The organism is Streptomyces olivochromogenes (assembly GCF_001514115.1).
Lineage (GTDB): Bacteria > Actinomycetota > Actinomycetes > Streptomycetales > Streptomycetaceae > Streptomyces > Streptomyces olivochromogenes.
The window spans coordinates 406,616-418,914 of record NZ_KQ948457.1 but is presented as its reverse complement, the minus strand read 5'-3'; the positions used below and the strand labels follow the sequence as shown (position 1 = coordinate 418,914).

General features: G+C 70.9%; 11 protein-coding genes and 1 pseudogene. 3 read left to right on the top strand and 9 right to left on the bottom strand.

From position 1 onward, the window contains the following. Window positions 1–59 precede the first annotated feature (59 nt). Together nusA and rimP are read right to left on the bottom strand one after the other, a co-directional pair. Window positions 60–1,082 (bottom strand): transcription termination factor NusA, encoded by a 1,023-nt coding sequence (gene nusA / locus AQJ27_RS21800; protein WP_067371251.1) that lies wholly within the window; start codon window positions 1,080–1,082, stop codon window positions 60–62. A 2-nt stretch (window positions 1,083–1,084) separates the two neighbouring features. After that, window positions 1,085–1,591 (bottom strand): ribosome maturation factor RimP, encoded by a 507-nt coding sequence (rimP, locus tag AQJ27_RS21795; protein ID WP_067371250.1) that lies wholly within the window; start codon window positions 1,589–1,591, stop codon window positions 1,085–1,087. Window positions 1,592–1,853: 262 nt separating this feature from the next. Between rimP and AQJ27_RS21790 the strand changes: the two genes are divergently transcribed. From AQJ27_RS21790 to AQJ27_RS21780, 3 genes are all read left to right on the top strand, one after another. Then, window positions 1,854–2,396: a hypothetical protein gene (locus AQJ27_RS21790; protein ID WP_067371248.1), complete on the top strand. Its 543-nt coding sequence runs from the start codon at window positions 1,854–1,856 to the stop codon at window positions 2,394–2,396. Then, window positions 2,393–2,893, top strand: coding sequence for a ferritin-like domain-containing protein (locus tag AQJ27_RS21785; protein WP_067371246.1), 501 nt, complete (start codon window positions 2,393–2,395; stop codon window positions 2,891–2,893). The genes AQJ27_RS21790 and AQJ27_RS21785 overlap by 4 nt, the downstream gene beginning before the upstream one ends. Window positions 2,894–2,983: 90 nt before the next feature. Further along, entirely contained in the window at window positions 2,984–3,925 is a 942-nt protein-coding gene (locus AQJ27_RS21780) for an aminoglycoside phosphotransferase family protein (RefSeq protein ID WP_067371399.1), read from the top strand. A gap of 47 nt (window positions 3,926–3,972) precedes the next feature. Here AQJ27_RS21780 and AQJ27_RS60175 read toward each other — a convergent pair. The 7 genes and pseudogenes from AQJ27_RS60175 to dxr form a co-directional block, all read right to left on the bottom strand. Next, a pseudogene (locus tag AQJ27_RS60175) lies at window positions 3,973–4,098 on the bottom strand (ferredoxin); the annotation flags it as partial. A gap of 178 nt (window positions 4,099–4,276) precedes the next feature. After that, window positions 4,277–5,971: a proline--tRNA ligase gene (locus tag AQJ27_RS21775; RefSeq protein ID WP_067371245.1), complete on the bottom strand. Its 1,695-nt coding sequence runs from the start codon at window positions 5,969–5,971 to the stop codon at window positions 4,277–4,279. A 104-nt stretch (window positions 5,972–6,075) separates the two neighbouring features. Beyond that, window positions 6,076–6,645, bottom strand: a complete 570-nt coding sequence (locus AQJ27_RS21770) for a GNAT family N-acetyltransferase (protein WP_067371243.1) — start codon at window positions 6,643–6,645, stop codon at window positions 6,076–6,078. Between the two features lie 156 nt (window positions 6,646–6,801). Next, a complete protein-coding gene (locus AQJ27_RS21765) occupies window positions 6,802–7,650 on the bottom strand; it encodes a GNAT family N-acetyltransferase (RefSeq protein WP_067371398.1) in 849 nt (282 codons plus the stop codon). Window positions 7,651–8,301: 651 nt separating this feature from the next. Beyond that, window positions 8,302–9,459 carry a flavodoxin-dependent (E)-4-hydroxy-3-methylbut-2-enyl-diphosphate synthase gene (gene ispG, locus AQJ27_RS21760; protein ID WP_067371241.1) on the bottom strand — a complete coding sequence of 386 codons (1,158 nt, stop codon included), beginning with the start codon at window positions 9,457–9,459 and terminating at the stop codon, window positions 8,302–8,304. A gap of 174 nt (window positions 9,460–9,633) precedes the next feature. After that, a complete protein-coding gene (locus tag AQJ27_RS21755; RefSeq protein ID WP_067371239.1) occupies window positions 9,634–10,938 on the bottom strand; it encodes a M50 family metallopeptidase in 1,305 nt (434 codons plus the stop codon). Then, window positions 10,935–12,218: a 1-deoxy-D-xylulose-5-phosphate reductoisomerase gene (gene dxr / locus AQJ27_RS21750; RefSeq protein WP_067371237.1), complete on the bottom strand. Its 1,284-nt coding sequence runs from the start codon at window positions 12,216–12,218 to the stop codon at window positions 10,935–10,937. The genes AQJ27_RS21755 and dxr overlap by 4 nt, the downstream gene beginning before the upstream one ends. Window positions 12,219–12,299 lie beyond the last annotated feature (81 nt).

Sequence of the window (12,299 nt, the reverse complement as noted above, 5' to 3'; positions counted from 1 at the left end):
CCCTTTGGGGCAAGAATCGAACGGTTGTTGTCGTGATCTAAGCCACCTACGGCTCAGAACTATTCCCGGTGCTGGTCCGCGCCGCGCCGAGCGGTCTCGTCGGACGGCTGCTCGGTGTCCGGACGGATGTCGATGCGCCAGCCGGTGAGGCGGGCCGCGAGGCGGGCGTTCTGGCCCTCCTTGCCGATCGCCAGCGACAGCTGGTAGTCCGGGACGGTCACGCGCGCGGAGCGGGCCGCGAGGTCCACGACCTCGACCTTGGAGACACGGGCCGGGGAGAGCGCGTTCGCCACCATCTCGGCCGGGTCGTCCGACCAGTCGACGATGTCGATCTTCTCGCCGTTCAGCTCGGCCATCACGTTGCGCACCCGGCCGCCCATGGGACCGATGCAAGCTCCCTTGGCGTTCAGACCCGAACGGGTGGACCGGACGGCGATCTTCGTACGGTGACCGGCCTCGCGTGCGATCGCGGAGATCTCGACGGACCCGTCGGCGATCTCCGGAACCTCCAGCGCGAAGAGCTTCTTCACCAGATTGGGGTGCGTGCGCGACAGGGTGACGGACGGACCGCGTACCCCCTTCGCCACCCGAACGACGTACGAGCGCAGCCGCAGCCCGTGCTGATACGTCTCTCCTGGGACCTGCTCCTGCACCGGCAGGATGGCCTCCAGCTTGCCGATGTCGACGAGCACGTTCTTGGGGTCGCGCCCCTGCTGCACGACGCCCGTGACGATGTCGCCCTCACGCCCGGCGTACTCACCGAGCGTCGCGTCGTCCTCGGCGTCCCGCAGGCGCTGCAGGATGACCTGCTTGGCGGTGGTCGCGGCGATCCGGCCGAACCCCGACGGGGTGTCGTCGAACTCGCGTGCCTCCTGCCCCTCCTCCAGGTCCTCGGGGTCCTCCTTCGCCCACACGGTCACATGACCGGTCTCCCGGTCGAGCTTGACACGCGCGTGGCGGCGGCTTCCCTCGGTGCGGTGGTAGGCGATGAGGAGGGCCGACTCGATCGCCTCGACCAGCAGGTCGAAGGAGATCTCCTTCTCCCGTACCAAGCCCCGCAGGGCACTCATGTCGATGTCCACGGCTACGCCTCCTCTGCGTTCTCTTCGTTCTTGTTCTTACGGTTGAACTCGACCTGGACGCGGGCCTTGGCGATGTCCTGGAAGACGAGCCGCTTGGCGGTGGGCTTGCGCCCCTTCACGCCCGGCACCTCGACATCGACTCCCTCTTCGTCCACGTCGAGGATTCTCGCGACCAACTCGCCGCCGTCGCCCAGCTGGAACTTCACCAGGCGGTCCGTGGCGCGTACGTAGTGACGGTGCTCCTTGAGCTCGCGCTCGGCACCGGGGGTTCCGACCTCGAGGGTGTACTCGCCCTCGCCCATCGCGTCCGTCTCGTCGAGCTTCGCCGAGAGCGCGCGGCTCACATCGGCGATCGCGTCCAGGTCGGCGCCCTCGTCCGAATCGACGACAACACGCAGCACACGCTTGCGTCCGACCGAGTCCACTTCGACCTCTTCGAGGTCGAGTCCCTGAGAGCTGACGAGCGGTTCCAGCAGTACTCGCAGCCTCTCGCTCTGGGTGGTGCTCATCCGGGTGACTCCTCGGCCGCGTGTGCTGTTGTGGGTTGGTCGTGTGTCTGGTCAAAGGGTATCCGGTCGCGGAGGGTGTTGCCGTCCACCGTCCCCCGCCCCCGACGGCGCTCTCCCAAGGGGCACGGGCAACCGCGCGTCCGACGGGTCCGGGGCCGAGCGGCGGTGGCGAGCCCATGGGGGTCGATCGCGTGGGGCACGGGTACCGTGATCACGGGCGTGCCGCCCTCCCTTTCGTACGAGCCTTCCGAGGACGTCTGCCGTGCCGTTCACCCTGCCGCCGCGAACCCCCTCGGGGCCGCGCCGAAGGAGCCTGCTCGCCTCCGCCGCGGGCGCCTTCGTGCTCGTGGGCTGTTCCGCCCCCGAGCCGTCCACCGACACCACGGTCCGGAGCCCCTCGGCCGCGGACCGCGCACGCGCGCGTGCGGCCAGCGACAGCGAGTCGCTCGCGGCACGCTATGCCGCCGTGATCACCGCCCATCCCCCGCTGGCGGCCCGGCTGAAGCCACTGCGGGCGGAGGTCGTACGGCACGCCCAGGCGTTCGGGGGCAGCCGAACCGCCGGCAGCCGGCCCTCCGCCTCCGGTTCGCCGTCGGCCTCCGCCTCGGCGCAGCCCAGCCCCTCCCCCACCGTGCCCGCCCAGGAGAAGGACGCCCTCGCCGACCTCGCGACCGCCGAGCGCACCTTGGCCGACCAGCGGACGAAGGCCCTGCTGACGGTCCCGGGCGAGCTGGCCAGGCTGCTCGCCTCGGTGGCCGCGGCCGGAGCCGCACACGCGTTCCTGCTGACGGAGGGTGCCAAGTGAGCACGGCCAAGGGCACGAGAAGCACCAAGGACACCACGCAGGCCGAGCTCGGCGCGTTGCAGGCGGCGCTCGCCGCCGAGCACGCCGCCGTCTACGGGTACGGAGTCGTCGGCGGCAGGATCGACGAGGCTCGCCGGGGCGAGGCCCGGTCGGCGTACGACGCCCATCGGGCGCGGCGCGATGAACTCGCCCGCGCCGTACGGGACCTGGGCGGCAGGCCGGAGGTCTCCGCGGCGGCGTACGCGCTGCCGTTCGCCGTGCAGGACTCCGCCGCGGCCGTACAGCTCGCGGCCGACTTGGAGGAACGCGTGGCCGGGGTGTACTCCGACCTCGTGCGCGCCTCCTCGGGCGATCGGCGGCGCTCGGCCGCCGAGGCGCTGCGGGAGGCGGCGGTGCGGGCGGTGCGCTGGCGCGGCGAGAGCGTAGCCTTCCCTGGTCTCGCCGAGCGGGCGGCCCCCTCGGCCACCCCGGCCGCGGCGACGCCGTCGCCCTCGTGACGCGCCCCTGACGGCCCGGAAGAGACGACCCGGACGACTTGGACGACCTGGACCAGCTGGAAAGGAACACCTCGCGCAATGGACTCGCGCATGGCCTTCGAACCGCCGCGGCGCCTGGTACGGGCACTCGGCGAGACGCAGCGGAGCGGGTCCAACGGCTCCGGCGGGTCCAACGGGACGGGCGAGTGGCTGGACAAGCTGCCCTCGCTGGCGCAACAGGCGGTCGATCTACGCGAGTTGACCGTGGAGCGGGTGCAGGCACCCGGCGGTCGCAGCAGCCTCGTCCTGCTCGTCCGGCAGGCCGACGGGACGCCCGCCGTGCTGAAACTGGCGCCGCCGCGGGCCCGTCCGGAGAGCGAGCGGGCCGCGCTCGCCCACTGGGACGGACGGGGCGCCGTGCAGCTCCTCAACCCCGCCGACGCGCAGGGCGACACCCACGGCGTACTGCTGTTGGAGCGCTTGCGTCCCGATCTGTCCGTGCGTTCGCTGCCGGAGTCGAAAGCCCTGCTGGAGGCCGCCGGGACGCTGCGGCGGCTGTGGGTCGAGCCGCCCGCCACCCATGTCTTCGAGACCGTCGCCGAGCGGACCGGGCGGCAGGCCGAGGCGATGCGGGCGGCGGCGAGCGCCGACGCCGAGGTCGCGCCACTGGTCGACGCGGCGCTCGCGGCCCGCGAGGAACTCCTCGCCGGAGCGCCCGAGGAGCGGCTGCTGCACGGCACCTTCCGGCAGAGCAAGGTGCTCGCCGGTGAGCGCATGCCCTGGCTGGCCGTGGGCCCGGACCCGGTGGTCGGCGAGTGCGCCTTCGATCTGGCCCGGCTGGTCCGGGACCGGGTGGAGGACCTGATCGCGTCCCCTTCGGGGTCGTCGATCACACGGCGACGGGTGAAGCGGCTCGCCGAGTCCCTGGAGGTGGACCAGGAGCGGCTGCGGGGCTGGACGTTGTTCCGGGCGGTGGAGTCCGGCGTACGGGCGGGGCGGGTCGGGCGTCCGCAGGACGCGGAGCTGTTGCTGGAGTTCGCGGGCTGGCTCTGACCGCCCCGCCCTAAACCTCCCTGTGCGGTGGCGAGTTCGAGGGCCAGTACCGGGCAGTCGGCGGCGGCTCTGCGGGCGCGTTTCAGGGTGGTGGGTGGTAGGGGTGCCTCGTCCTGGAGCGGGTAGCCCCACTCGTCGAGCGTGATGCGTTCGGGGAGCAGTTCCGCGCACAGGCCGTGGCCTGGCAGGCGATGGCCTGGTCGACGGCCCAGCGGGCGGCAGCCCCGGCCAGAGCGTCGTTGAGGTTCGACCGAGAAACAGCGGATCTCCGCGCGTACCCAATGAACTCCGTGGGGCTGAGAGAAGTCCGGGAGGCGCCCATGCTCCGGGCGCCTCCCGGCTGTCGTGCGGCTACGCCGTCAGGCGGGCGATCGCCTCGTCCACGGTCAGTTCCTCGCGCTCGCCGGTACGGCGGTCCTTCAGCTCGAGGACGCCCTCGGCCGAGCGGCGCCCGGCCACCAGGATCTTCGGTACGCCGATGAGCTCGGCGTCCGTGAACTTCACGCCCGGGGAGACCCCGGCGCGGTCGTCCACGAGGACGCGCACGCCCGCCGCGCCGAGCTTCTCCGACACGTCGAGGGCCAGCTCGGTCTGCAGGGCCTTGCCGGCGGCGACGACGTGGACGTCGGCGGGAGCGATCTCCTTGGGCCAGCACAGCCCCTGCTCGTCGGCCGACTGCTCGGCGAGCGCCGCGACCGCGCGGGAGACACCGATGCCGTACGAGCCCATGGTCACGCGGACCGGCTTGCCCTGCTGGCCGAGGACGTCGAGCTGGAAGGTGTCGGCGTACTTGCGGCCGAGCTGGAAGATGTGGCCGATCTCGATGGCGCGGTCCAGCTTGAGGCCGGTGCCGCACTTGGGGCACGGGTCGCCCGCTTCCACCACGACGACGTCCAGGTAGTCGTCGACCTCGAAGTCGCGGCCCGCGACGACGTTCTTCGCGTGCGTGTTGACCTTGTTGGCGCCGGTGATCCAGGCGGTGCCGGGGGCCACCCGCGGGTCGGCGATGTAGCGGACCTTCTCCAGGCCCTGCGGGCCGACGTAGCCGCGGACGAGGTCGCCGCGGCCCTCGAAGTCCTCGGCGGTGACGAGTTCGACGACGGCGGGGGCGAGGTGCTCGCCCAGCTTGCCGAGGTCGACCTCGCGGTTGCCGGGGACGCCTACGGCCACGATCTCGCCGTCGACCTTGACCAGGAGGTTCTTGAGAGTGGCGGAGGCCGGGACACCGAGGTGCTCGGCGAGCGTCTCGATGGTGGGGGTGTCGGGGGTGTCCAGCTCCTCGACCGGGCCGACGCCGGAACCGTCCACCGGCTTCAGGGCGAAGGTGACGGCCTCCGTGTTGGCCGCGTAGTCGCAGGACGGGCAGTCCACGAAGGTGTCCTCACCGGCCGCGGCGGGGGCGAGGAACTCCTCCGACGCCGAGCCGCCCATGGCGCCAGAGACGGCCGACACGATGCGGTAGTCCAGGCCCAGGCGGGCGAAGATCTTCTGGTAGGCGGCGCGGTGCAGCGCGTACGACTCCGCGAGGCCCTCGTCCGTCGTGTCGAAGGAGTACGAGTCCTTCATCTGGAACTCGCGGCCGCGCAGCACGCCGGAGCGCGGGCGGGCCTCGTCGCGGTACTTCGTCTGGATCTGGTACAGCATGACCGGCAGGTCCTTGTAGGACGCGACCTGGTCCTTCACGACGAGCGTGAAGATCTCCTCGTGGGTCGGGCCGAGCAGGTACTCGCCGCCCTTGCGGTCCTTCAGGCGGAAGAGGAGGTCGCCGTACTCCTCCCAGCGGGCGGAGGCCTCGTAGGGCTCCTTGGGCAGCAGGGCCGGCAGGAGGACCTCCTGCGCTCCGATGGCGTCCATCTCCTCGCGTACGACGCGGGAGATGTTGTCGAGGACCTTCTTGCCGAGCGGCAGCCAGGTCCAGATGCCGGCGGAGTTGCGGCGCACGTAGCCGGCGCGGACGAGCAGCTTGTGGCTGAGCGTCTCGGCGTCCGCCGGGTCGTCACGCAGTGTCTTGACCATCAAACGGGACATGCGCTGGACCTGGGCCATGATTCTCGACTCCTGCTGCGTAAGGGTGATGGCTAGGAGGTTAGCCGGGCGGCCCATCCCGGTGGAAATCGGTTAGCGCCCGGCCGGGGGCCGGCCCCGGGCGCTCAGCGCCTGCGGAGGGGCAGCGGGGCGCCCATGACGGCGTACGGCTTGGGTGCGCTGGGGAAGAGAACCTGCCGCGCGAGGTCCTCGTACCCGAGCGAGCGGTAGAGGCCGCGGGCCGGGCTGTCGGTGTCGATGGCGGAAAGGATCGAGCGGGGTTCGCTGGCGCTGTCGGTGATGTCGGTGATCAGGGACCGGCCCACGCCGTGGTTCTGGTAGTGCGGGTGGACGTGCAGTTCGGTGATCACGAAGGAGTGGTCGAGCCACGCGTCGCGTTCCTGGGCGCGCAGATACGGTTCCACGACGGTGGACCACCAGTGGGTGCGGTCGTTGGGCATGCCGTAGACGAAGCCGACGAGCCGTCCGCCGACCGTCGTCGCGCCGAGTGCGCGGGCTCCCGGGTAGGCGAGGTGACGCAGCACGATCTGCCGGCGTACGGCGACCTCGTCGGCGCCGAGCCCGAAGGCGAGGGCCTGCACGGCGAGCGCCTCGTCGACGCGCGCCGCGAGATCCAGCGGGCCGACGACCACGTCGTCGGGCTTGCGGGGGCCCTGACCGGGAAAGCGCAGCATGCCGGGGAGACTACCGGGGCGCTTCGCCGGATTGCGCCGGGACTACGGGAGGTTGCGTCGGGTTCGGGCCGATCGGGGGTCGACCTGGGGGCGGTCGGGAGCCGATCGGGAGCCTGTCCGAGGTCGGTAAAGGAGTTCACCGAGCCCCTGCGAGCGCTAGAACAGCACGCTCATGAACGCGCCGATCTCCTGGAAGCCGACACGGTGGTACGTCGCCCGGGCCGGAGTGTTGAAGTCGTTGACGTAGAGGCTGACGAGCGGGGCGATGTCGGCGAGGGCGTAGCGCATGACGGCCACCATGCCCGGGGCCGCCAGCCCCTGTCCCCGGTACTCGGGGGCGACCCACACCCCCTGGACCTGGCAGGCCTGCCGGGTGGCGGCGCCGATCTCGGCCTTGAAGACGACCTTGCCGTTCTGGTCGAGACGGGCGAACGAACGGCCGGTGCCGACCAGTTCGGCCACCCGCGCCTGGTAGAGCAGGCCGCCGTCACCGGCGAGCGGTGAGACGCCCACCTCCTCGGTGAACATCGCCACGCACGCCGGCATGATCGTTTCCATCTCGTCCTTGCGGATGCGGCGGACGTACGGATCCGGGGCGATGTCGGCGGGGAGGCGGTCGGTGACCATCAGGGGCTGGTGGGCGCGGACCTCGCGGGCCGGGCCCCAGCTGGGTTCGAGCAGCCGCCACAGCTGGGCGGTGGCCTCGACGGGGCCGACGATCGAGGAGCAGCGGCGGCCGGCCCTTCGCGCACGGTCCGCGAAGCCGCGGACGGCACGGGGGGTGGCGCAGATCGGGACCAGGTTGGCGCCCGCGTAGCAGAGGGACCGCAGCATGCCGTCCTCGTACCAGCCCCACATCTCGCCGCCGAGCCGCCAGGGGTCGAGGCCCGCGACCTGTACCCGGGACGCGACGAATGCGTTCGCGACCGGGTCGCGGTCGAGGACGGCGAGCGCGGCGTCCAGGTCACTCGGTTCGAGGACCCTGGTGGTGGTCTGGGTCAACACGTGCGGGGGCCTCACCATACGGTCTGCTGATCTCCGCACTGTACCTGGCGAGGTTGTGGCTCGCCGCCCCTTGTACCGGCCTGGGCTTCGGCCGCGGGCCGGTGAGAGCGGTTCTCCACGCCCCTCGGGCGGGGCTGCGCCCCGGAAACCCCACCGGCCCCGAGTTGCTTGTCTGCGGGTGGGTGGGGGCTGGGCGCGCAGTTCCCCGCGCCCCTTGGGGCGGGGCTGCGCCCCCAATTCCCCGCGCCCCTTGGGGCGGGGCTGCGCCCCGAATTCCCCGCCCGCCCCGAGTTGCCTGTCTGCGGGTGCGCGGGGGCCCGGCGCGCAGTTCCCCGCGCCCCCGAGGCGGGGCTGCGCCCCGGATGCGCCGTCTGTCCGGAGTTGCCTGTCTGCGGGTGCGCGGGGGCCGGGCGCGCAGTTCCCCGTGCCCCTGAAAGCCCTGAGTCGCCCGGCGTTCGAGAGCGAGGGCCGTTCCGGCATCCAGTCCGGCCCGCGCCTTTCAGCCCGTCCGGCGTTTGAGGACGAGGCCGTTCAGGCCGATGCGGGGGTCCAGGGGGCGCAGCGCCCCTGGCGGGGGCGAAGGGGCGGAGCCCCTGGGGTAGGGACGGGTAGGGGCGGCGGGGGCGAGGACCCGGTGGTTCCGCCCGTGGATCAGCCTGCCACCGACACCGAAGGCTCGCCGGAGGCGATGCCGTCGGCCTCCATCTGCTCGGCGAGCTTCATCGCTTCCTCGATGAGCGTCTCGACGATCTTCGACTCGGGGACCGTCTTGATGACCTCGCCCTTGACGAAGATCTGCCCCTTGCCGTTGCCGGAGGCGACGCCGAGGTCGGCCTCGCGGGCCTCGCCCGGACCGTTCACGACGCAGCCCATGACGGCGACGCGGAGGGGGACCTCCATGCCGGTGAGACCGGCGGTGACCTCTTCCGCCAGCTTGTACACGTCGACCTGGGCACGCCCACAGGACGGGCAGGAGACGATCTCCAGGCCGCGCTGCTTGAGGTTCAGCGACTCCAGGATCTGGAGACCGACCTTGACCTCCTCGGCGGGCGGCGCCGACAGGGACACCCGGATCGTGTCGCCGATGCCCTCGGAGAGCAGCGCTCCGAACGCCACCGCCGACTTGATCGTGCCCTGGAAGGCGGGGCCCGCCTCCGTCACACCGAGGTGCAGGGGGTAGTCGCACGCCGCCGCCAGCTGGCGGTAGGCGTTGACCATGACCACCGGGTCGTTGTGCTTGACCGAGATCTTGATGTCCCGGAAGTCGTGCTCCTCGAAGAGGGACGCCTCCCAGAGGGCGGACTCGACGAGCGCCTCGGGGGTCGCCTTGCCGTACTTCTGCAGGAGCCGCCTGTCGAGCGAGCCCGCGTTGACGCCGATCCGGATCGGGGTGCCGGTGTCCTTCGCGGCCCGCGCGATCTCCTTGACCTGGTCGTCGAACTGCTTGATGTTGCCGGGGTTCACACGGACGGCCGCGCAGCCGGCGTTGATCGCCGCGAAGACATACTTCGGCTGGAAGTGGATGTCCGCGATGACCGGGATCTGGGACTTGCGGGCGATCGTGGCGAGCGCGTCGGCGTCGTCCTGGGTCGGGCAGGCCACCCGCACGATCTGGCAACCGGAGGCCGTCAGCTCGGCGATCTGCTGCAGCGTGGCGCCGATGTCCGACGTACGCGTGGTCGTCATCGACTGCACCGAGACGGGTGCGTCTCCACCCACGGCCACGGTTCCGACCTGGATCTGCCGGCTCTTCCGACGCTCGGCGAGCTTGGTCGGAACGGACGGCATGCCGAGAGAAATCGCAGTCATCTGCTGTGCAACCCCAAGTTGTGGATCAAGGTCCCGGAATCGTGGGCTCCAGGCTCCGAGATTACGGCACCGGCGCACGCCCGAGCACATCACGCCCCTAAACCCACCCAACGGATGGCGGCCGGACACCCAGGGTGTCCGGCCGCCACGAACGGTGTCCTGCCAAGAGACCGTCTAGGAGATTTTCACCGGGTTAACAACGTCCGCGATGAGGACGAGGATCGTGAAGCAGACGAAGATTCCGGCCACCACATAGGCCACCGGCATCAGCTTCGCCACGTCGAACGGGCCCGGGTCCGGCCGCCTCAGCACCTTCGCCGCGTTCCGCCGCAGCGACTCCCACAGCGCGCCCGCGATGTGACCGCCGTCGAGCGGGAGCAGCGGGAGCATGTTGAACAGGAACAGGGAGAGGTTGAAGCCCGCGACCAGCAGCAGCATCATCGCGACCTGCTGCGATGCCGGGATGTCGAGGGTGAAGACATCACCGCCGATACGGGCCGCGCCGACCACGCCCATCGGGGAGTCCGCCTTGCGCGGGCCGTCGCCGAAGGCCGCGTTCCACAGGTCGGGGATCTTGGCGGGCAGCGAGACCAGCGACTCGACGCCGTTCTGCATCATGTCGCCCATGCGGTTCACGGACTGGCCGAACGACTGCTGGACGATGCCGGAGGCGGGCGTGAAGCCGAGGAAGCCGGCGTACACGTACTTGCCCTCGACATAGCCGCCGTTGCCGTCGGTCTTGCTGACCTGGTTCTTGATCAGGTGAGCGGTCAGGTCGACCTTCTGGCCGCCCCGCTCAACGGTGAGCGTGACGTCCTTGCCGGGGTTGGAGCGGATGTCGGACTGCAGCGCCGCCCAGTCGTCGATCGCCTTGCCGTTGAACGCGACGATCTTGTCGCCGCCCTTGAGCCCGGCGGCCTTGGCGGGCGCGGCCTGGTCGCTCGTCGCGCACTTCGACCGGTTCTCGCTCTGCTGGATGACACAGTCCGAGACCTTGCCGACCGTGGTCGTCTGGGTCTGCACGCCGAACGTCATCATCACGCCGAGGAAGATCGCGACGGCCAGGACGAGGTTCATGAACGGGCCCGCGAACATCACGATCACGCGCTTCCACGGCTTGCGCGTGTAGAAGAGGCGGGTCTCGTCGCCGGGCTGGAGCTCCTCGAAGGCGGCCGACCTGGCGTCCTCGATCATGCCCCGGAAGGGGGAGGTGGAGCGCGCCTCGATCCGGCCGTCCGGGCCGGGCGGGAACATCCCGATCATGCGGATGTAGCCGCCGAGCGGAACCGCCTTCACCCCGTACTCGGTGTCGCCCTTCTTCCGTGACCAGATGGTCGGCCCGAAGCCGACCATGTACTGCGGCACCCGGATACCGAAGAGCTTGGCCGTCGACAGATGTCCCAGCTCGTGCCAGGCGATCGAGATGAGCAGGCCGACCGCGAAGACGACTATGCCGAGAATCATCATCAGGGTCGTCATGCACGAGCCTCCGCGGTTGTCGTCTGTGCCATTGGTGCTGTCCGTGCCGTCTGTGCGGTCAGTTCACGGGCCCGGGCGCGTGCCCAGGTCTCCGCTTCGAGGACGTCCGCCACCGTCAGGGAAGTTCCCGTTCCGGGTGTGCCGTGTTCCTCAACCACCCGGGTGACGGTCTCCATGATCCCGTTGAACGGCAGGGCGCCGTTCAGGAACGCGTCCACGCACTCCTCGTTGGCGGCATTGAACACCGCCGGGGCCGTGCCCGCGAGCTGCCCCACGTGCCGGGCGAGCCCGACGGAGGGGAACGCGTCGTTGTCGAGCGGGAAGAACTCCCAGCTCGACGCCTTGGTCCAGTCGAAGGCGGGCGCCGCGTCCGGGACGCGTTCGGGCCAGCCGAGACCGATGGCGATCGGTCCCCGCATGTCGGGGGGCGTCGCCTGGGCCAGTGTCGATCCGTCTGTGTACTCAACCATCGAGTGGACATACGACTGCGGGTGCACGACCACCTCAATCCGATCGAAGGGAATGTCGTAGAGGAGGTGCGCCTCGATGACTTCCAGCCCCTTGTTGACCAAGGTCGCGGAGTTGATGGTGATCACCGGGCCCATGGCCCAGGTGGGGTGCGCGAGCGCCTCGGCGGGAGTGACGTTCGCCAGCTCCGCCTTCGTACGCCCCCGGAAGGGTCCGCCGGAGGCGGTCACGACCAGCTTGCGCACATCGGCGCGCGTACCGGCCGCCAGCGCCTGGAAGAGCGCCGCGTGCTCGGAGTCGACCGGGATGATCTGGCCGGGCTTGGCCAGCGCCTTCACCAGCGGGCCGCCGACGATGAGCGATTCCTTGTTGGCGAGCGCGAGGGTGCGGCCCGCTTCCAGGGCGGCGAGGGTGGGGGCGAGGCCGATGGAGCCGGTGATGCCGTTGAGGACCGTGTGACAGTCGGAGGCGGCGAGCTGCGTGGCGGCGTCCGCGCCGGCCAGGATCTCGGGAAGGGTCTCGCCGGGTGCGTACTCGGCCGTGAGCGCCTCCCGCAGCGCCGGTACGACGTCCTCGCGCGCGACCGCGACCGTGCGTACGCGCAGCCGGTGGGCCTGCTCCGCGAGCAGTCCGACCCTGCCGCCGGCGGCGGAGAGCGCGGTGACCCGGAACCGGTCGGGGTTGCGCAGCACGAGGTCGATGGCCTGGGTGCCGATCGAGCCGGTGGAGCCGAGGATCACGACGTCCCGGACTCCGTCCACGGGGTCGAAGACGAGATGCGGATCAGCGAGGGGGGCTGGACTGTCGCTCATCCCCCCATTGTGGCCGCTGCGCGACCCGCGCAGGACAGGGCTCCCCACTTCTCCTCTCTTCTCTCCCCTCTGCGTCTCCTC